Origin of the sequence: Blattabacterium cuenoti (genome assembly GCF_014251795.1) — a bacterium.
Taxonomy (GTDB): Bacteria; Bacteroidota; Bacteroidia; order Flavobacteriales; family Blattabacteriaceae; genus Blattabacterium; species Blattabacterium cuenoti_AB.
Genome location: NZ_CP059201.1, coordinates 491,289 through 512,244, shown reverse-complemented (window position 1 = coordinate 512,244; position 20,956 = coordinate 491,289). Strand labels below are relative to the sequence as shown.

The window sequence follows — 20,956 nt, the reverse complement described above, 5'->3', positions numbered from 1 at the left end:
ATCAATAAAATTAAAAATAAATAATGAAAAAAATTGCTGTTGTTATGGGGGGATATTCAAAAGAATATACTATTTCGATCAAAAGTGGAAAAGTTGTCTATGAAAATTTAGACAGAAAAGAATTTGATCCTTATAGAATCTATCTTTTAGAAGATAGATGGTTTATGAAAGATAATAAAAATAAAGAGTATTCTATAAATAAACAAGATTTTACTATTTTCGGTATGAAATATTTAAAATTTGATTGTGTATTCAATGCTATACATGGAACTCCAGGAGAAGATGGAATCTTACAAGCTTATTTCGAATTATTAAGGATCCCTTATACAGGATGTACTTTTCATCATGCTAATGTGACCTTTAATAAAAAATATTGTTTGACTTTATTGAAATATTTTGGAATTAACACAGCAAAATCTTTTTTTTTAAATCAAAATCAAGATTTTTGTCTAAAAAAAATCCTAAATAAAGTAGGGCTTCCTTGTTTTGTAAAACCTAATAGATCTGGATCAAGTTTAGGTATAAGTAAAGTTTATGAAGAAAAAAATTTGTTAGATGCAGTACAAAAAGCTTTTATAGAAGATGAAGAAATTATTATAGAATCCTTTCTTAAAGGAAGAGAGGTTTCAGTTGGTGTTTTTTCATTAAAAAATAAAATTATTGTTTTACCAATAACAGAAATAATTAGTCAAAACGATTTTTTTGATTTTGAATCAAAATACTCTGGAAAATCTAAAGAAATCACTCCTGCAAAATTACTACCAAATATTGAGAATAAAATACGAAAAACAGCAAAAAAAGTATATAAATTTTTAAATTTATCAGGAATATCTAGAGCTGAATATATTCTTGTTAATGAAGAACCTTTTTTTTTAGAAATCAATACAGTTCCAGGTCTTTCAGAAGAAAGTATTTTTCCAAAACAATTGAAACAAGTAGGAATTTCTTTATCCGATATTTTTAAAAATTGTATATATTCTGCCATTGAAAAAATGAAATTATAATTTACAATTGCATTTTTTTTGACAAAAATTTTTTTTAAAAAAAAAGTTCAAAAACTTTCTAAATAAACAAATAATTGAATATAAAAAAAATAAACCTATTATAATGTATTGCCACATTTTGTTAATGTTTGATATGTTAATAATGAAGCTATATAAGATAATAAGGTCATAAAAACAAATTGTAGGATAGGCCATTTCCAAGATTTTGTTTCTTTTTTTAGTATAGATAAAGTACTCATACATTGCATAGAAAATGCATAAAAAAATAGTAGAGAAATTCCTGTCGCTAAATTATAAATAGGTTTTTTAGTTTTGGGATACATTTCTTTTTTCATTTTATTTTCCAGAGAATTTTCTTTTTCTTCTATACTATATACAGAAGCCATGGTACTAACAAAAACCTCTCTTGCTACAAGAGATGATAGTAAACCTATTCCAATTTTCCAATCATATCCCAATGGATGAATTATTGGTTCCATTTTTTTTCCTAATAGTCCTAAATAAGAATAAGATAATTTTCTTTTTTCAATATTCATGATCGAATTTTTATTCGATATATTTTCTGAAGGACCAAAAGTACCTAAAACCCAAATTAATACATTAATTAATAAAATCATTTTTCCTGCATTGATAACAAACGATTTCAAATTGATCCATAAAGTAATTAATATATTTTTAAACATAGGTATTTTATAAGTAGGAATTTCCATTATAAGATGACTTTGATAATTTTTTTTTAAAAATTGATGTAAAATTATTGCGACACTCAAAGCAGACATTATACCCAAAATATACATAAACATGAGGACTACTCCTCTTAATTGGATAAAATACCATTTTTTATCCGGTATGATTAGGGATATAATTAATGTATAAACAGGCAATCTTGCGGAGCAGGTCATAAAAGGTGTAGCTAAAATGGTAATTAAACGATCTCTAGGATTTTCTATATGTCTAGCTGACATAATTGCAGGAATAGCGCAAGCCATACTAGAAATAAGTGGAACAACGCTTTTTCCATTTAATCCAAAAGGTCGCATAATTTTGTCCATTAGAAATATAACTCTACTTATATAACCACTTTCTTCCATAAGAAGAAGAAAAAATAATAGAATAGAAATTTGTGGAACAAAAGAAATAATAGTACTAATTGCAGGTAATATTCCTTGTAAAAAAAAATTATTTAAAGGACCAGGACAAAAAGAATATAATTTATTCTGTACAAATAAAAAAATAAATTCTATAAATTTTTTAGGAATTTTTGAACAAAAAAAAATACATTGAAAAATAAAAAATAAAAAAAATAAAAAAATAAAATAACCCCAAAAAGGATGTAAAATTAAATGATTATCTATTTTTTTTGAAAATTTAAGATAGTTTTTTTCTTTATTTGAAGTTAATTTATAAACTGTTTTCGATAAAATTTTTTCTATTTCTTCATATCTATCTAATATTTCTTTTATTTGTAATCTTTTTGGTATTATATTATGTTTTCTTTTAATCTCATTTAATAAATAGTCTTCTTTTAAAAATTTTCTATTATGAGCTAAATAAAACCAAGCTTGATAAGTACTAACTTTATAAGTATTTTTTACATCATCAATAGCAAGCGAATAATGTAATCCTGGATGAAAAAAATAGTTTTTTCTTTTTTTTTGATTCAAATTTCTTATTTTTATTTTGATTTCATTTAATCCTATTCCTTTTCTTGCGTTTATTAGCACTATTTCTGTTATAAGAAATTTTCTCAATTTTTCTATGTTAATAAATATTCCTTTTTTTTTTGCTTCATCAAACATATTTAATACAAAAAGAACAGGAAATCCTAAATCTTGTACTTGTCTAAGTAAAAGAATACTTTTTTTTATATTTGAAGAATCTGCTACTACTATAATTTTATCTGGATAATCATTTGTATTGTTAATCAGGAGTTTGCTGACTACTTCTTCATCCTCAGAAGAAGGATATATACTATAAACTCCAGGAAGATCTATAATTTGATAGCATCTATTTTCATGATGAAAATATCCGATTTTTTTATCTACTGTAACTCCTATATAATTTCCAACTTTTTGATTCAGTCCAGTCAATTGATTGAATAAAGAACTTTTTCCTACATTAGGATTACCAACAAGCGCTAATTTCATTTGTTTCATTAAATAATAGGTTCTATTATGATATTTTCAGCCTCTTTTTTTCGTAAAACTAAACAAGATTGATCGTAACTTATGCATAGTGGATCATAAAAAATAGAAACAAAAAGTATTTCAAATTTTACACCAGGTAAAACTCCTAATTCTAACAATTTTATGGGGAAATTATCATTCTTATATCCTTTAATAATTCCTTTTTCTCCTTTTTTAAGATTAGATAAATTCAAAATATATTTTTATTTTTGAATAAAGGTTTAAATTTATCTTTTTTATTGAAATGTCATCAACTTTAATTAGGTCTGTACAATTGCTATTTAGCATCTCTATATTAGTTCTTATTCATGAATTGGGCCACTTTGTTATGGCTCAGATATTTAAAGTAAGGGTTGAAAGATTTTTTTTATTTTTTGATCCTTGGTTTTCTATTTTTAAAAAGAAAATAGGAGATACCGTTTATGGAATTGGTTGGTTGCCTTTGGGTGGATATGTGAAAATATCAGGAATGATGATGGGCAATAAAGGTCAAAATGTTTTATCAAAAAATCAAAATAGTCATTGGGAATTTTGTTCTAAATCAGCAATAAAAAGACTATTGATTATTTCTGGAGGTATTATTTTCAATGTATTATTATCCATTTTAATTTTTACTTTTCTATTGTTTAAATACGGAGAAACTTATCTACCTACAAAAAATGTTAAATATGGAATAGAAGTTGATTCTTTAGGAGAAAAAATAGGATTAAAAAATGGAGATAAAATTTTATTTGTAAATGAAAAATATGTCCCATATTTTAATGATATTCCTAAAGCAATCATTTTAGGAAATTCTATTACTATAGATCGTATGGGGAATATTATAAAATTGTCGTTAAATAATGACAAAAAAAGATTTATTTTTGATAGAAAAAAACTTAATTTTTTTATTAAACCTCGTGTTCCTCCTATAATTAATTATGTCATCAGAAATTCTGAAGCAGAAAAACATGGATTCAAAAATAATGATGAAATATTAGCTATTAATTCTGAATTTATTCTCTTTTCTGATCAGTTAAAAGATTTATTATCAAAATATAAAAATAAAAGTGTATTAATATCTATTAATAGAAATGGAAAACTTGTTCAAAAAGAAGTATTTCTAGATTCAAAAGGAATTTTGGGTATTTATTTAAAAAATTTTACGGATTTAGATCAAATTTTTTTATTTGAAAAAAAGCATTATTCTTTTTTTGAGAGTATCCCTCATGGGATAAAAAAAGTTTGGGATGTATTAAAAAATCAAATCTTTTTTTTGAAAAATGTTTTTCATATAGAAACTAAAGCTTATAAACAAATAGGGAGTTTTTTTTCCATAGCTAAAGAATTTCCATCTAAATGGAACTGGGATATTTTTTGGACTTTAACTGCTACTTTATCTATTTGGTTAGCTTTTTTAAATTTATTTCCTATTCCATCATTAGATGGTGGTTATATATTATTTATTATGATAGAAATGATAACAGGGAAAAAAATAAATGAAGAAATTGTTGAACGTTGTACTATTTACGGATTTTTGATCATTAGTTTCATCATGATGTTTATTATTATTTGGGATATTTTCAAAGTTTTTCTTTAAATGAGGAAAATATAATCAGGAGTGATTCCTATATCTATTAATAAGTCATATTTATGTATGTTTTGAATTTCCTTTATGGGACTAAAAAAACTTAAACCTATTTTGATAACATTTTTTTTGCATAAAGGAATAAATCTATCATAAAACCCTTTTCCATAACCGATTCTATGTCCTTTTAAATCAAATATTAATAAGGGAATAAATATAATTTCAATAAGAGAGATTGGAACAATATATTTATGCATAGAAATTGGTTCTAAAATACCATGTTTATTTTTTATTAAAATAATATCTTCATGATATAAACAATTTTCTATGGATAATTTTTCAAAATCAGAGCAGGGAATAGTTACACATTTTCCCATTTTTAATAAAAAATTAATAATGATAAATGTATTGATTTCTTGATGTTCACGTATAGGTAAAAAAATGTGATAATATGTTTTTTCCCATATAAAAAATATTTTTTTTAACTGAAAAAAAATTTTATAACTCATTTTTATAATTTCTACATGAGAAATATATTTTCTCATATAGAAGTATTTTTTACGTAATTTTTTTTTATTCATGAAATTTTTCATTTTTCAATTATGGAGAAATCTATAAAATTTTCTAATATTCTTACTATTTCTTTAGGTTTTTCGATATGGCCCATATGACCTGCAGGTATTGAAACAAAATAAGTGTTATTTGCATTTTTAGTTTCTTCATAAATTTTTTTAATATCAAGAATTAAATCGTATAAACCAGCTATATATAATTTTGGAAATTGAGTTTTTTTTAGCAGAAATTTTCTATTTTTTCTAATTGACATTCCTTTTAAAAAAGAAGTAATACTTATAATAGAAGTCTGTGAAGCAATTTTCTTCACGAAGGATATCTCATTTTGTAAAAAATGCAATTTTTTATCATGAAATAATTTTTTTATACTTGTAGATATAAATAATGGATGATTATCAATTGCTAATTGAATAGACTGAATCCGATTTTTCTTTTTTTCAGGTGTATCTGATTCTGTTGTAGAATGGAGTAAACATAAACCTAAAAACATTTCTGGATATTTTTCTGCGATAGCTAAAGCTACATATCCTCCCATAGAATGTCCAACAAAAATAGCTTCTTGTATATTTTCTTTTTCTATAATTTTTTTTACAATTTCTGCAGTTTTTTCCATAGTGAGAACAGTATCTTTTTCTTTTAAAAAAAGACTTTTTCCATGACCTGGAAAATCAATTGAAATAACTTTATATTTATTATGAATATTATAATATATATAATTCCATATTTCTAAACTTTCCATAAATCCATGTAACAATACTATAGGGACTCCTTTTCCTTTGATTTGAAAATTTATTTTATAAATATCCATCATATGATATATATTAATGCTGTTATCTGTTCTTGCAAAAAAAAATAATTATTTGATTCAAAATACGTTTTTAACATTGAAAAATGAAATGAATCATGTTATTAACAATAAATATTGGAAATTCTAGTCTTCGTTTTGGACTATTTGATAATAATTCCAATTTGGAATGTAATTGTTCATGGATTATTAATAGTAATCCACATAAATCCTCAGATGAATATATTTTATTATTTAGAAATATATATCAACAATATGGAATCATTTACAAATTTATACAAAATATTGTCATTGGCTCCGTTGTTCCACCTCTTACTAATATTGTAGAACAATCTTTATATGAAATACATAAAATTAAACCTATTGTAGTCGATAGAAATTCTATTTCTCCTATCAAACATTATTCTCATGAATTAGGCACAGATTTATATGCTAACGCTATAGCTGCTTATACATTATACAATAACCAAAATACTACTTTAGTTGTAGATTTTGGAACAGCATTAAGTTTTACCTGTATAGATCAATATGGAAACCTTCAAGGTGTTATTATTGCTCCTGGTGTAAATAGTTCTTTGACCGCATTAATTGGAAATACTGCACAACTATCACAAATTGAATTAAAAAAACCTCCTAGCATATTAGGACAATATACAGAAACATGTATTCAAAGTGGAATCATTTATGGATATTTAAGTATGGTTGAAGGCTTAATAAATAGGATAAATCAAGAATTGAAAACCAATTGTTTTGTGATTGCGACTGGAGGTTTATCTCATATATATACACCTTTAACAAAAAAAATTCATATAAAAGATAAATTACACACAATCAAAGGATTAAAAATATTATTTCACTGGAATCATTAGGAATTATAAATCAACAGACTTTTTTATTTTTTCTGATAAAATTTGAAAATTTTTTGAAGATAAAACTATTCTTTTTCTAGAAAAATCTACATCCTTTTCTTGATCCATAGGAATTAAATGAATATGTATATGAGGAATTTCAAAACCCATAACAAATAGACCGACACGATTACAAGGAATAATTTTTTCTATTCCTATAGCCACTTTCCTTGTAAAAGACATAATAGAGATAAAATCTTTTTCTGATAAAGAAAAAATTTTATCTCTATTATGTCTTTTCGGTATGATTAAAGTATGTCCTATTTTTATAGGATGAATATCTAAAAAAGCTAAATAATCATAATTTTCTGCCACTTTATAAGATAAAATTTCATTATTAATTATTTTTTTAAAAATATTATGATTCATCAAACGCGATTTCTAAAATTTCATAATCAAGTATCATTTTATTAGGTAATTTAATGTGAGCTATTTGTCCTACTTGTTTTCCGAGTAATCCTGTTGATATAGGAGTGTTAATGGATATTTTACCTAATTTTAAATCTGCTTCTCCTTCTGGAACTAAAGTATATATTTGTTCACCTCCATAAGTCAGATTTTTTACTCTTACAGTAGAAAGAATAGAAACTCGAGTTCTATTAATTTGAGATCCATCTATGATACGTGCATTAGATAATTTTTTTTTTAACTTAGCTATATTCATTTCTAAAAAACCTTGAGCTTCTTTTATTGCATCATATTCTGCATTTTCTGATAAATCACCTTTATCTCTAGCTTCTGCTATTTGCATGGATATTTTTGGACGTTCTATATTTTCTAATCTTTCTATTTCTTTTTGTAATTTTTCTAATCCTTCTTTAGTTATATATTCAAATTTTTCCATAATTTTTCATTATTTTCTTATTTTTTTTCATTTAATTAATAAATATAAAGTTATATGATTTTGAAATAACACATGTGTTTATTTCAACAATAAAAATATATCACTTTTATAATTACATGATTAAAATCATATTTTTTCATTCTATTCTTAGAATATCTGCACCAAGAATACGTAATCTTTGATCTATATTTTCGTAACCTCTATCTATTTGTTCTATATTTTTAATAATACTAGTCCCTTTAGCAGAAAGAGCTGCTATAAGAAGGGATATTCCTGCTCTTATGTCCGGAGAATTTAATATAGATCCTCTCAGATAAGATTGATGATTAAGTCCTATCACAGTAGCCCTATGAGGGTCACATAATATGATTTGAGCTCCCATTTCAATAAGTTTATCTACAAAAAATAATCTACTTTCAAACATTTTCTGATGAATTAAAACACTTCCTTTAGCTTGAGTTGCAACTACAGTTAAAATACTTAATAAATCCGGAGTTAATCCAGGCCATGGAGAATCAGATATTGTTAATATTGCATTATTTAATGATTTTTTAATTTGATAAGATTTTTGTGATGGAATATAAATGTTATCTTTTTCTTTTTCTAATTTTATACCCATTTTTTGAAATATTCTAGGAATGATTCCCAAATTTTTCCAACTTACATTTTTAATTTTAATTTCAGAACAAGTAATAGCAGATAATCCGATCCAACTTCCTATTTCTACCATATCTGGTAATATAGTGTGTTCACATCCACCTAAGTCTTTTACTCCAATTATATGAATTAAATTAGATCCTATCCCTTTAATTTTTGCTCCCATTCTATTTAATAACTTGCATAATTGTTGAACATAAGGTTCACAAGCTGCATTATAAATAGTTGTTTTTCCTTTAGCTAAAGTGGATGCCATAATGATATTAGCTGTACCAGTAATAGAAGCTTCTTCCATTAAAATATATTCTCCAATTAAACCTTTTTTATTGATATGTAAATCAAAATATTTGTATTCATTATTATAATGGATGTTGCTTCCTAATAATTTTAGTCCTTTTAAATGGACATCTAAACGTCGTCTACCGATCCTATCTCCTCCAGGAACGGGAATACTAACTTTTCCAAATCTAGCAAGTAAAGGGCCTGCTATCATAATTGATCCTCTTATAGATCTTCCATACTCACGAAATTTTTCTGTATTAAAATATTCAGTATTTATATCTTTTGCTTGAAAAGTGTAATCTCCAACCCCATTTTTTTTTACTGAAACTCCTATAGAGTTTAAAATTTTTACTAAACATTTTACATCTCCAATTTCAGGAATGTTTTTAATTCTTAATTTTTCTGAAGTTAATAATACGGCACATAATACTTGTAAAGATTCATTTTTTGCTCCTTGTGGTTGTATTTCTCCTTTTAAGGGAAAACCTCCTTTTATTTTGAAAATACCCATTAATAATGATTTTATAGAAATTTTACACCTGAACTTTACTTGACTTAATACTAATTAATAATATTTTTTTTTACATCTTAAAATATGAGAACATTGTAATAATGAATCTGTATTTTTCATTAAACATATTTTTCCTTTTGAAAGTTCTTTTAAATCTTTAAATATGACATCATCCTCCACTATACTTTTATTCCATCTTAAATAGTTTTTTTTCATTGTATTAGCAATTGCATAAAATAATCCTTCTTTTTTTTTCGTGTTTTTACAACGTATTGCTACATGTATCATATCTCTAATTATTTTTCCATAATATCTAAAATTAGTTAAATATTCAGGATAAGCTACCTTCTTAGGATGATAAGAATTTTTTTTGTAGATTTCTTTTGAGTTAGGTTTAGGAAAAGGTGGATCAATATCTAATTGATATTTAGACATAATAAATAATTGATTCCATAGTTTATGTTGAAAATGTTGAAAATGAGGAATTGATTTTTTAAATTTAGTCTGAACAGAACCTGTCATTAATTTGATAATCCCCCATGCACAACGATTTCTTTCTTTTCTATTTTTTATTTGTATGGCGTAATCTATCATTTTATGAATATTTCTCCCATATTCTGGGATCACCAATTTGAAACGATTAGTGTTGTATTCCATAATATGTATTTAAAATTTTTTATTTAATAAGATGTTTTATCTAAAGTCCAAAGAATTTTTTTTTGAAAAATGTTTTTCCTTACTTTACAAGAATGATGAAAACAAAGTATACAATGATGATTAGAACAAGCTTCAACGTGTACCGATAATTCTACTTTAGATCCAAATTCATTTTTTGTTAATTGAGTTAACTTTTTGATTTCCTGATTAGCTTCTTTTATATTAAAAAACCAAGGAACAGTTAGATGACAATCTATGTGTAATGCACTTCCATATTTAATAATTTTTAAATGATGAAGATCAATCCAATGAATATCTCTTTTTTCGTTTAGATAAAATGAAAGTTTTTTTAAAAGTTTTTTATCAGATTCGTCCATAATTCCAGCTGTAGCATTTCTCAATAATTTAAATCCTGTATATAAAATCACAGATGAAAAAATAATGGAAATAATAGGATCTATCCATGTACATTTAGTAATATTCAATAAAATTAATCCTACAACTATTCCAAAAGTAGAATAGGTATCTATTTGTAGATGTTTTCCACTAGCTACTAACGTTAAGGCTCCATTTTTATGTCCTATTTTACAAGCTATAAATCCTAATAAATAATTAATAATTCCAGTCAATGACATTAAAAGTATACCATAATCTAATCTAGATAAAATGATTTCATGTTCATGCATATTATATTTGATACGTATAAAAGTATTTATAAAAATAGTAATTCCTACTATAGAAATTAAAACACCTTCTATTGCCGTTGATATAAATTCTATTTTTCCATGTCCATATGGATGATTCTGATCTTTAGGTAAAGATGATATATAAAGACTACATAATCCAATAAAACCACTAATGACATTAATTAAACTTTCCATAGCGTCACTGAATATAGAAAGTGAAGAAGTAATATGCCAAGTAATTAATTTTATGAAAAAAAAAATAATTGCTACACAACAAATTATTTTTTGCAGATAAAAATTTAATTTAATTTTTTTTGAATTTTTCATAAATTACTATCTATTGAGTAAATAATAAGTTTATTTAATTTTAGCAAAATTCTTTTTTCTCCTGATTTTTTAAATTTTATTAAAGCTATTTGATTATGATTTTGTAATTCTATAATACTTCCCAATCCAAATTTTTTGTGAAAAACTTTTATTCCTTTTTGAATTTTTGAATATTGATAATTTTGATTTTCCTGACTAAAAGAAAAAATTTCTTTTTTTTTTGATATACATTTTTGATTTTCTATATCAATAAAATTTTTATTTATTTCGTTAATAAAACGACTCGGAATATTTTTTTTTTTTTCTCCCCATATAAATCTATACTTCGCATAAGTAAGAACTGCTTTTTTTTGAGCTCTAGTTAAAGCAACGTAAAATAAACGACGTTCTTCCTCTATTTGAAATAAATTTTTAAAATCCGATTTTAATGGAAATAAATTTTCTTCTAATCCTACAATAAAAACAATGGAAAATTCCAATCCTTTGGATAAGTGAACAGTCATTAACGAAACTTTATTTTTTTCATTTTCTACAAAATTGATATTATCGTCGATTTCTAAATAAAAACATTGCAAAAAACTATGTAAACTTGTATCTCCATTATTTTTCAATTTTTTTTGTTCTTTAATATATTGGAATATACTATGAAGTATATATTGAAAATTTTCATAATTATAATTTTTAGGGTTTTCTTTTAACAAGAAATTTATTACATTTTTTGCTATTATATATGCATTATCATGTTCTATATTCGTACGAAATTTTTTGATCGTAAAAAATAAACTTTTAAGTCTATTTTTTGTTTTATTATTTATTTTTAATAATAATTGATATTTCTCAATGTTCTCTATTATTTTATGAATTGTAATTTCTTCTTTTTTAGATAAACTTAATAGATTTTTGACTATATTTTGATTTTTTGTTTTTAATATACGTAATAAAGATTCTTCATCATTTGGATTGACAATGACTCTAAGATAAGCTAAAAAATCTCGAATTTCCTTTCGTTTTTCAAACGAAATCGATCCATATATATGATATGGAATATTTTTTTTTTTAAGTGAATATTCAATAATATGAGATTGTCTATTTGCTCTGTAAAGAATAGCAAAATCTTCATATCGTAAATTCATTTTTTTCTTTATTGACATAATAGAAGAAGCAATATATTGTGCTTCTTCTAGGTCAGAAAAAGCGCTATATATTCTTATTTTTTCTCCTTTTTCATTATTTGTCCATATTTTTTTAACAATTTGATTTTTGTTAAAAGAAATAATACTGTTAGAGGCTTGTACTATATAGTAAGTAGAACGATAATTTTGTTCAAGACGAAAAACTTTGGCATTTTTGTAATCAATATGAAAATTTAAAATATTTGAAATATTTGCTCCACGAAAAGCATAAATACTTTGAGCGTCATCTCCCACTACAAAAAGATTTTGATGGACGGAAACCAGATGTTTTATAATTGTATATTGAGATAAATTGGTATCTTGATATTCATCAATTAATACATATTTAAATTTTTTTTGATATTTTTCAAGAACATTTGGAAAATAAGAAAATAAATGATTAGTATAAAGTAATATATCATCAAAATCTAATGCATTTGCTTGAAAACAACGTTTTGTATAAGATTCATATATTTCAGAAAAATAATCAGATTTTTGATCTTTTGATTTATTTTTAATAGAAAACAAATTATTTTTTTGTACGGAAATTTTTTTTACTATTTCTTTAAAATTTAAAAATGTGTCTATTTTTATATTTTTTAATATTTTTTTAATAACATTTTTAGAATCTTGATAATCATAAATAGTATAATTATGTTTGAATCCTAACCAGTGAGATTCTTTTCTTAAAATGCTTGAAAATATGGAATGAAAAGTTCCTAATGTTATTTGATGAAAATTTATTGGATCCATCATCATATTAAAAATACGATTTTTCATTTCCTTTGCGGCTTTCTTAGTAAAAGTCAAAACTAATATACTAGAAGGAGATATTCCTACATTTTGAATCATGTGAACAATGCGATGTGTAATAACATGAGTTTTACCTGATCCGGCTCCAGCAAGAACTAATATGGGCCCATTAATAGTTTCTATTATCTTACGTTGATAATTATTTAGAGAATTTATATTATTCATTTACATATTTTCCATTTATTTTTATAATATTCATAAAAAATATTTTTTGTTAAAAAATTAGGGTTCTCTTGAAAAAAACTTTGAGCAATTGGAAAAACTTCTTTTATTAATTTATAATCTTTAATTAGATTTATAATGCGAAAATAATTTTTTCCACTTTGTTTAGTTCCTATTAAATCTCCTCCACCACGTAATTTAAGATCTTCTTTAGCTATTTCTAATCCTTTATTTGTTTCACACATTTTTTTAATTCTAAAAAAACCTTCTTTACTAATTTGATTATCAGTAATAAGAATACAGTAACTTTGATGAATTCCTCTTCCGACTCTTCCTCTCAATTGATGTAATTGTGATAATCCAAAAAAGTTTGCATTCTCTATTATAATGACCGACGCATTAGGGGCATTTACACCAACTTCTATAACTGTAGTTGCTATTAAAATTTTAATCTTTCCACGTAAAAATCGATTAATTTGTATATTTTTTTCTTGGAAATTCATTTTTCCATGTAAAACTCCAATTTCGTTTTTCAAATTTTGAAATTTTTCTTTTATTTCCTGATATCCTTTCATTAAATTTCTATACTTCAAAGAATCATTGATGGTGGGATATATAATATAAATTTGTCTTCCTATTGAAATTTGATCCTCCACTATTTGAAAAGCTTGATCTCGATTTTTTTTACAAAAATGAATAGTTTTAATAGGTTTTCTACCTAAAGGGAGTTTTTTTATAATCGAAATATTTAAATCATGATAAATGATTTTAGCTAAAGTTCTCGGAATAGGGGTCGCAGTCATAATTAAAATATGAGGATGTTTATCATCTTTTTTCCAAATTTTTTTTCTTTGTTCTACTCCAAAACGTTGTTCTTCATCTATTATTGCCAATCCAAGATTTTTAAATTGAACCTTCTCTTGAATTAAAGAATGTGTTCCTATTACAATAGATATTTGACCTTCTAATATTTTATGATAAAGAGATTTACGTATAGAATCAGAAATAGAACTTGTTAATAATGCAATTTGAATTCCAATTTTTGAAAACATTTTTTTTATAGAATAATAATGTTGTATAGCTAATACTTCAGTCGGAGCCATCAAACAAGACTGAAATCCATTGTCTAAAGCTACCAACATAGATAACATTGCTATAATAGTTTTTCCGCATCCAACTTCTCCTTGTAATAATCTATTCATTTGAATGGGTTTTTTTAAATCATTCCATATTTCCTTAAATACTTTCTTTTGTTCTTCTGTTAGAGTAAAAGGTAGAAAATTTTGGTAGAAATTATGAAAATTCTTACCTAACTTTGTAAAAGCGAAACTGTGTGCTGCTTTTTTTCTATATAAAAAGAACAATTTTAATAAAAATAATTCTTCAAATTTTAAAGAATATTGTGCTTTTAATAAAGAATCTAAAGATTCTGGAAAATGAATTTGAATTAAAGCTTTTTTTCTTGACATTAATTTTTTATCAAGAAAATCTTGAAAAAAAAATTCATCGATGTTGTTTTTTAATTCTTTTATAAGATTTTGTAATAAATTGATCATAAAAGAATTATTTATTCCTTTTTTCTGTAAATTACTGGGAATAGAATATATGGGAAATATAGAATGATTTTTTACTGAAGATAAAGAACGAAATTCTTGAATATTTGGATGAATAATTTGAATTTTTTTTTGAAAATAGCTTATTTTTCCACAAACTATGACTGTCATATTTTTTTTTATGCTTTTTAAAAAATTATTTTTTTGAAACCAAATTAACTCAATCAAACCAGTTTGGTCTTCTAAATATGCTACTGACATTTTTCCTTTTTTATTTTTGAAGTTGATTTCTTCAATCTTAGTAATTTTTCCGATTATTTGGATAAAATCACGATTATTATTTGATAATTCTGATATATTCTTTAATGTACATATATGTATATATTCTTTAGGATAAAAAAAAAGTAAATCTTCATATGTATAAATATTTAATTCCGAATTAACTAGATAAGTTTTTTTCAAACTTAATCCCTTTAAATATTTTATAGATTTTTTTAAAATATTGTAGGACATATAATTATAATCCGTTTTATATATTTAAAAAATACTTAATTTTGTTGATTTCATTATAGGACATTTAGCTCAGTAGGTTTAGAGCACTACTTTGACAGAGTAGAGGTCATCGGTTCAAATCCGATAATGTCCACAATAATTATTTATTTTTATGATTTTAATTACTATTGTTAGAGAAGGGGAATCAATCGATAAAGCTTTAAAAAAAAGTAAAAAAAAATTTGATAAAACTCGTATTTTAAAAGAATTTAGAGAAAAACAACAATATATAAAACCTTCTGAAGATAGAAGAAATGAAATATTAAGAGCAAAATATAGAGAACGTATGAAATTGAAAAAAGAAGAATAGATTTTTATTCATATTTTATTTTTTGAATATGGAACATGAAAATAAAAAAATTTATGGATTGATAGGAAAAAATATTCAATATTCTTTTTCTAGAAAATTTTTTTTAGAAAAATTTAATAAAGAATCTATCATCAACACAGATTACAAAATTTTTGATATTCCAAAAATAGAAAATGTATCATTGATATTTCAAAAACCATATTTAAAAGGATGTAATGTGACAATACCTTACAAGACAAGTATTATGTCTTTTTTAACTCATATTACACCTGAAGCAAAATCTATAGGATCTGTAAATGTTGTGAAAATTCATAATCAATGTACAACAGGATTTAATACAGATATTTTAGGTTTTGAATATTCTTTTAAAAAAAATTTAAATCACATCAATCAAAAAAATTTAAAAGCATTAATTTTAGGAACAGGTGGAGTTTCCAAAACAATTTCATTTGTTTTAAACAAATTAAAAATTTCATATCAATATGTTTCTAGAAAAAAGAACAAAAATTTTTTATCTTATGAAGATATCAATCAAAATTTATTGAAAGAATACAGAATTATCATTAATTGTACTCCTGTCGGAACGTATCCAAACATAAATTCATGTCCATCTTTACCTTATCAATATATTTCTCATGATCATTATTTTTATGACTTAGTCTACAATCCAAATCAAACTTTATTTTTAAAAAAAGCAGAAGAAAAAGGAGCTATCACAAAAAATGGATTAGAAATGTTATATATTCAAGCAGAGGAGTCTTGGAAAATATGGAAAATGTAAAGAAAATGAAATATCAAGAAATTTTTATGGGAAGAGCAATACAGATAGCTAAGAATGGATTAGGACTTACTTCTCCCAATCCTATGGTTGGATGTGTAATAGAAAGAAATGGAGTAGTAATATCGGAAGGATGGCATTATAAATATGGAATGGATCATGCTGAATCTTTAGCTATTAATAATATAAAAGATCAATATCTATTTTTAGATTCTACTTTATATGTTACACTGGAACCATGTGTTCATTTTGGAGAAACTCCTCCTTGTGTCGATTTAATAATTCAAAAAAATATTCCAAGAGTAATAGTGGGAATAGAAGACCCTTGTGATAAAGTCAAGGGTTTAGGTATTAAAAAATTAAAAAAATATGGAATAGAAGTGATAGAGAATGTCTTAAAAGATCAATGTCGAATCTTAAATAAACGTTTTTTTACTTTTTATGAAAAAAAACGTCCTTATATCATATTAAAATGGGCAGAAAGTGATGATGGTTTTATATATTCAAAAAATAAAAAAGATAATTTGATTAGTGGGATATATGCTAGACAACTCAATCATAAATGGAGATCTGAAGAAGATGGAATTTTAGTAGGAAGAAAAACTGTATTGAATGACAATCCAAAATTAAATGTTAGAAAATGGTTTTGTAATAAAAATCCTGTTAGAATTTTTATTGATCAAAAACTAAGTATTTCCAATTCTCATTTTATTTTAGACGGATCACAAAATACTATTGTATTTACAGAAATATATAAAAAGAACAAAAAAAACATAGAGTATATTCAAATTTCTTTTGAAAAAAAAATAATAAATCAAATATTGAATTTTTTATATAAAAAAAAAATATTATCGCTAATAGTAGAAGGAGGAAAGAAAACTTTAGAAAGCTTTATCAAAGAAAATATTTGGGATGAGTGTCGTATTTTTATATGCGAAGTTATATTAGATAATGGACTAAAAGCACCAAGAATAGAAGGTATCATATCGAAAAAAATGAATCTTGGAAAAGATCGGCTTTTTATTAAATTATCGATTTAAAAATTGAATCGTATCAATTCCATCTGTATAATCTTCTAATTTTGGATATTGTGTTTTTCCGAAAAATATCTCTTTATAAAAAAAATTTTTAGATACTATACATTGTATAGAATTTTGATTTTCTAAAATTTTTTTTCTTAAATGATTTAAATCATCATAAAATTCATAATAAATAACAGATATCGGACTATGATAATTTTTTTCTTCTTTAAAAAGAACAAAATGATTTCTTTGAAAAGAAGCTTTATTCATTTTGAATATGGATAAATAATATCTATAATTATCTATATACTTGTAATTTTTTGTAATATACTCGCATACAAATGATTTTTTTAAAATCAAATCAACATTATAATTACGAGGTATAAATATTTTTCCTACATTTCGACATCCCCTACCCGAATAAGTCAACATATCTTGATTGAGAGCTATTAACTCTTCTTTTTTTTCATTACCTTGCAATACTGCCACAGAAGTTCTACTCTTTCTAAATAAAGTAGGATATTTTCTGAAATAATATTCAAAATAACGCACTGTATTATTGTTTCCAGTAGCTATTACATAATCAAATTTTTCATGAAAAATATTTTTTGTAAATTTTATTTTATTTTTCAATATAGGTTTTTCATTTATTATTATTTCACATAAAAATGGAAGTAGCAAATTATCTTCTTCAGATAATTTAATTATGATTTTATGTCCTGATAAAAGAACGCATAAAAAATCATGAAATCCCACCATAGGGATATTTCCAGGCATAATAACAAGAATATTTTTAGATTTCTTCTTTGTAAAAGAATATTTATTTATCCAGGATTCTAACTTTTCTTTTTTTAAATTTTTTCCCCATTGATCAAAAGTTACTAACAAATCTTCTGTTCTAAACCAATTATTTTTAATAGTTATTTTATTAATAATTCTTTGAAAAGAAGGAATAAATTTTTTAGAATCTTTGGAATGATATTTGTTATGTGTATAAAATTTTTTAACTTCTCTAAATAGTAATCCTAACTTATCAAAAACTTGAACCATTTTTATTCAAATTATTAAAACATTAAATTGAAATGTCCATAAAAATTACAGAAAAATGTATCAACTGTGGTGCTTGTGAACCAGAATGTCCTAATAAAGCAATTTATGAGGGAGGAAAAAAGTGGAGAATGTCAGATGGCACTTCTTTGATAAAAAACAAAACATTAGATCCAACTATATTTCAAAAACCAAAAAAAAAAGATATATATTTTATTGTTTCGGAAAAATGTACAGAATGCGTGGGATTTTATAACGAACCACAATGTGTTATCATATGTCCAGTTCAATGTTGTGTTCCAGGTAATTATGAAAAAAAAGAATCTCTTATTGTGAAAAAAAATTTTTTGCACAGAAATCGTTAATAATAATGCTAAAAAAAAAATTAAATTGGAATTATTTTTTGCAAGAAGAATATAATAAACCTTATTTTATAAAATTATTGAAAATTATTAGAATTGAATATAATCGTTTTATTTGCTTTCCTAAAATAGGAGATATTTTTTCTTGTATGAAACATTGTTCTTTTCAAAAATTAAAAGTAGTTATTATAGGACAAGATCCTTATCATAAGGAAAATCAAGCAGATGGACTTTGTTTTTCTGTTCCTGATGGAATCCCTTTTCCTCCTTCTTTAAGAAATATCTTTACAGAAGTCAATAATTGTTTTAATCAACAAAATTTATATCCTAATAGTGGTTCTTTAATTCATTGGGCCAAACAAGGAGTATTATTGCTAAATTCAATTTTAACGGTAAGAAAAGGATCTCCTTTATCTCATAAAAATATAGGATGGGAGTTTTTTACTGATCAAATCATAAAAATTATTTCTAATAGAAAAAAAAATGTTGTTTTTCTTTTTTGGGGAAAATGGGCTCAAGAAAAAATATATTTAATTAATTCTTTTCATAATCATTACATTTTAAAAACATCACATCCTTCTCCTTTTTCTGCTCATATGGGTTTTTTCGGATCTAGACATTTTGAAAAAACTAATGATTTCTTAAAAAGAATAGGAAAAAAAACTATTTTTTGGTAATCAAAAAAATATTTACATATGTATAGAACGATTTTCAAAATTTAGTAGAGCAGCTTCTTTGAATGCTTCACTGAGAGTAGGATGAGGATGACATATTCTATATATATCTTCTGAAGATGACCGAAATTCCATAGCAACAGAAGCTTCCATAATCATATCTGACGCATGATCTCCAATAATATGAACTCCTAAAATTTCATCTGTGTTTTTATGAGAAATCATTTTTAAAAAACCATCTGTACAACCACTTGTACGAGCTTTTCCTAAAATTTTCATTGGAAAAATTCCTACATTATATTCTATTTTATTTTTTTTAACTTCATTTTCTGAATACCCAATACTGGCTACTTCTGGATAAGTATAAATTATTGAAGGAATTAAATTATCATTTAATTTATTTGGTTTTTCTCCTACTATATGTTCAACGGCATGTAATCCTTCTTCTTCAGCTTTATGTGCTAACATTTTACCACCCACAACATCTCCAATAGCATATATATTCCGAATGGAAGTTTGTAAATTATCATTTACAAGTATAAATCCTTTTTCATTCGTTTTGATTTTTATATTTTCTAAACCTAAATTTTTAGTGTATGGAGTTCTTCCTATTGATAATAAACAATAATTTCCTACAAATTTTATTTCTTTTTCATTATTATGATATTTTGCTATAACAGATATTTCTTCATGATTTTCTTGAAATATATTGGAAATAGATAAAGAAGTTTCTATTTGAATGGAAGATCTTTCTAATATATTTTGTATTTCTTTACTTAAAGAATCATCCATATTTGATATAATTTTATCCATAGTTTCTATGATAATAATTTTACTTCCCAATCTATTAAAAATAGAACCTAATTCTAATCCAATTATCCCTCCTCCAATTATGATTAATTTTTTTGGTATTTCGTTTAAATTCATAGCTTCTGTGGAAGAAATAATTCTGTTTTTTATATCAAAATCTAAATTAAATAAACCTGAAGGTTTAGATCCTGTAGATATTATACAATATTGAAATTGGATTTCTTTTTTTTCTTGTAAGGATTTTTTCTCTCTCAATGAAAGAACATTTTCAGATTTAAATGAACCGATTCCTTGATATAAATCAATTTGATTTTTTTTCATTAAATATTTGATTCCATTATTTATGTTTCTTACTATTTCATTTTTTCTATTCATCATTTTTTTGAAATCAAAAAATAATTTTTCAAAAAAAATTCCATGTGAAGAATAATTTTTCTTAGCTAATGAAAAATATTTAGAAGAATCTAAAAGAGATTTAGAAGGAATACATCCTACATTTAAACATGTTCCGCCTAATTCTTGATATTTTTCTATAACAGCAGTACGAAGTCCCAACTGACTTGCTCTAATTGCAGATATATAACCACCTGGACCAGATCCAATTACAACAAGATCGTATAAATTTTTCATTAAAAAAAGTTTTATTTTATTTTCATGTAAAGTTACATACATAAATCATATAAAATTACAATAT

Annotated in this window: 21 protein-coding genes and 1 tRNA gene; 9 read left to right on the top strand and 13 right to left on the bottom strand. The window is 24.1% G+C overall.

The genetic code is table 11. From position 1 onward, the window contains the following. Positions 1-23 precede the first annotated feature (23 nt). Complete coding sequence (locus H0H55_RS02535; RefSeq protein WP_185861181.1) at positions 24-1,004, top strand: D-alanine--D-alanine ligase; 981 nt, start codon at positions 24-26, stop codon at positions 1,002-1,004. 98 nt (positions 1,005-1,102) lie between these two features. Here H0H55_RS02535 and feoB read toward each other — a convergent pair whose 3' ends face one another. Both feoB and H0H55_RS02525 read right to left on the bottom strand, forming a co-directional pair. Then, entirely contained in the window at positions 1,103-3,160 is a 2,058-nt protein-coding gene (gene feoB / locus H0H55_RS02530; RefSeq protein ID WP_185861180.1) for a ferrous iron transport protein B, read from the bottom strand. Beyond that, positions 3,160-3,384, bottom strand: coding sequence for a FeoA family protein (locus H0H55_RS02525; RefSeq protein ID WP_185861179.1), 225 nt, complete (start codon positions 3,382-3,384; stop codon positions 3,160-3,162). Before H0H55_RS02525 ends, feoB begins: the two co-directional genes overlap by 1 nt. A gap of 50 nt (positions 3,385-3,434) precedes the next feature. Here H0H55_RS02525 and rseP point away from each other — a divergent pair, with 50 nt between their 5' ends. Then, positions 3,435-4,769 (top strand): RIP metalloprotease RseP, encoded by a 1,335-nt coding sequence (gene rseP, locus H0H55_RS02520; RefSeq protein ID WP_185861178.1) that lies wholly within the window; start codon positions 3,435-3,437, stop codon positions 4,767-4,769. Here the strand turns inward: rseP and H0H55_RS02515 are convergent. Together H0H55_RS02515 and H0H55_RS02510 are read right to left on the bottom strand one after the other, a co-directional pair. Further along, positions 4,766-5,338, bottom strand: coding sequence for a 5-formyltetrahydrofolate cyclo-ligase (locus H0H55_RS02515; protein WP_185861177.1), 573 nt, complete (start codon positions 5,336-5,338; stop codon positions 4,766-4,768). The genes rseP and H0H55_RS02515 overlap by 4 nt on opposite strands. An 8-nt stretch (positions 5,339-5,346) precedes the next feature. Continuing rightward, positions 5,347-6,141: an alpha/beta fold hydrolase gene (locus H0H55_RS02510; RefSeq protein WP_185861176.1), complete on the bottom strand. Its 795-nt coding sequence runs from the start codon at positions 6,139-6,141 to the stop codon at positions 5,347-5,349. A gap of 92 nt (positions 6,142-6,233) precedes the next feature. On the opposite strand from H0H55_RS02510, the gene H0H55_RS02505 reads away from it, so the two are divergent. Then, complete coding sequence (locus H0H55_RS02505) at positions 6,234-7,004, top strand: type III pantothenate kinase (protein WP_185861175.1); 771 nt, start codon at positions 6,234-6,236, stop codon at positions 7,002-7,004. Between the two features lie 3 nt (positions 7,005-7,007). Here the strand turns inward: H0H55_RS02505 and H0H55_RS02500 are convergent, their stop codons facing one another. The 7 genes from H0H55_RS02500 to recG all read right to left on the bottom strand — a co-directional run bounded on the left by H0H55_RS02500 (position 7,008) and on the right by recG (position 15,220). Further along, the gene (locus tag H0H55_RS02500) at positions 7,008-7,412 is read right to left on the bottom strand and encodes an HIT family protein (RefSeq protein WP_185861174.1); all 405 of its coding nucleotides are present in this window, start codon (positions 7,410-7,412) and stop codon (positions 7,008-7,010) included. Further along, on the bottom strand, positions 7,402-7,887 hold the full coding sequence (greA, locus tag H0H55_RS02495) for a transcription elongation factor GreA (RefSeq protein ID WP_185861173.1): 486 nt from the start codon (positions 7,885-7,887) through the stop codon (positions 7,402-7,404). The genes H0H55_RS02500 and greA overlap by 11 nt, the downstream gene beginning before the upstream one ends. 136 nt (positions 7,888-8,023) lie before the next feature. Beyond that, positions 8,024-9,337 (bottom strand): UDP-N-acetylglucosamine 1-carboxyvinyltransferase, encoded by a 1,314-nt coding sequence (gene murA / locus H0H55_RS02490; protein ID WP_185861172.1) that lies wholly within the window; start codon positions 9,335-9,337, stop codon positions 8,024-8,026. Between the two features lie 54 nt (positions 9,338-9,391). Next, the gene (locus H0H55_RS02485) at positions 9,392-9,994 is read right to left on the bottom strand and encodes a DUF4290 domain-containing protein (RefSeq protein ID WP_185861171.1); all 603 of its coding nucleotides are present in this window, start codon (positions 9,992-9,994) and stop codon (positions 9,392-9,394) included. A 23-nt stretch (positions 9,995-10,017) separates the two neighbouring features. Beyond that, on the bottom strand, positions 10,018-11,007 hold the full coding sequence (locus tag H0H55_RS02480; protein WP_185861170.1) for a cation diffusion facilitator family transporter: 990 nt from the start codon (positions 11,005-11,007) through the stop codon (positions 10,018-10,020). Then, the gene (locus H0H55_RS02475; protein ID WP_185861169.1) at positions 11,004-13,157 is read right to left on the bottom strand and encodes an ATP-dependent helicase; all 2,154 of its coding nucleotides are present in this window, start codon (positions 13,155-13,157) and stop codon (positions 11,004-11,006) included. Before H0H55_RS02475 ends, H0H55_RS02480 begins: the two co-directional genes overlap by 4 nt. Continuing rightward, entirely contained in the window at positions 13,154-15,220 is a 2,067-nt protein-coding gene (gene recG / locus H0H55_RS02470; protein WP_185861168.1) for an ATP-dependent DNA helicase RecG, read from the bottom strand. Before recG ends, H0H55_RS02475 begins: the two co-directional genes overlap by 4 nt. 58 nt (positions 15,221-15,278) lie before the next feature. On the opposite strand from recG, the gene H0H55_RS02465 reads away from it, so the two are divergent. The 4 genes from H0H55_RS02465 to ribD all read left to right on the top strand — a co-directional run bounded on the left by H0H55_RS02465 (position 15,279) and on the right by ribD (position 17,387). After that, positions 15,279-15,353 (top strand) — tRNA-Val (locus H0H55_RS02465). Positions 15,354-15,371: 18 nt separating this feature from the next. After that, positions 15,372-15,569 (top strand): 30S ribosomal protein S21, encoded by a 198-nt coding sequence (gene rpsU / locus H0H55_RS02460; RefSeq protein ID WP_185861167.1) that lies wholly within the window; start codon positions 15,372-15,374, stop codon positions 15,567-15,569. A gap of 28 nt (positions 15,570-15,597) precedes the next feature. Next, a complete protein-coding gene (locus H0H55_RS02455) occupies positions 15,598-16,350 on the top strand; it encodes a shikimate dehydrogenase family protein (protein WP_185861166.1) in 753 nt (250 codons plus the stop codon). Between the two features lie 5 nt (positions 16,351-16,355). Continuing rightward, a complete protein-coding gene (ribD, locus tag H0H55_RS02450) occupies positions 16,356-17,387 on the top strand; it encodes a bifunctional diaminohydroxyphosphoribosylaminopyrimidine deaminase/5-amino-6-(5-phosphoribosylamino)uracil reductase RibD (RefSeq protein ID WP_185861578.1) in 1,032 nt (343 codons plus the stop codon). Here the strand turns inward: ribD and H0H55_RS02445 are convergent. Beyond that, positions 17,376-18,419, bottom strand: a complete 1,044-nt coding sequence (locus H0H55_RS02445; protein ID WP_185861165.1) for an acyl-CoA reductase — start codon at positions 18,417-18,419, stop codon at positions 17,376-17,378. The two genes, ribD and H0H55_RS02445, sit on opposite strands and share 12 nt — an antisense overlap. A 32-nt stretch (positions 18,420-18,451) precedes the next feature. On the opposite strand from H0H55_RS02445, the gene H0H55_RS02440 reads away from it, so the two are divergent. Continuing rightward, positions 18,452-18,781 (top strand): 4Fe-4S binding protein, encoded by a 330-nt coding sequence (locus tag H0H55_RS02440; protein WP_185861164.1) that lies wholly within the window; start codon positions 18,452-18,454, stop codon positions 18,779-18,781. Between the two features lie 5 nt (positions 18,782-18,786). Continuing rightward, entirely contained in the window at positions 18,787-19,455 is a 669-nt protein-coding gene (locus H0H55_RS02435) for a uracil-DNA glycosylase (protein WP_185861163.1), read from the top strand. A gap of 12 nt (positions 19,456-19,467) precedes the next feature. Here the strand turns inward: H0H55_RS02435 and lpdA are convergent, their stop codons facing one another. Then, complete coding sequence (lpdA, locus tag H0H55_RS02430) at positions 19,468-20,892, bottom strand: dihydrolipoyl dehydrogenase (RefSeq protein ID WP_185861577.1); 1,425 nt, start codon at positions 20,890-20,892, stop codon at positions 19,468-19,470. Positions 20,893-20,956: the final 64 nt, after the last annotated feature.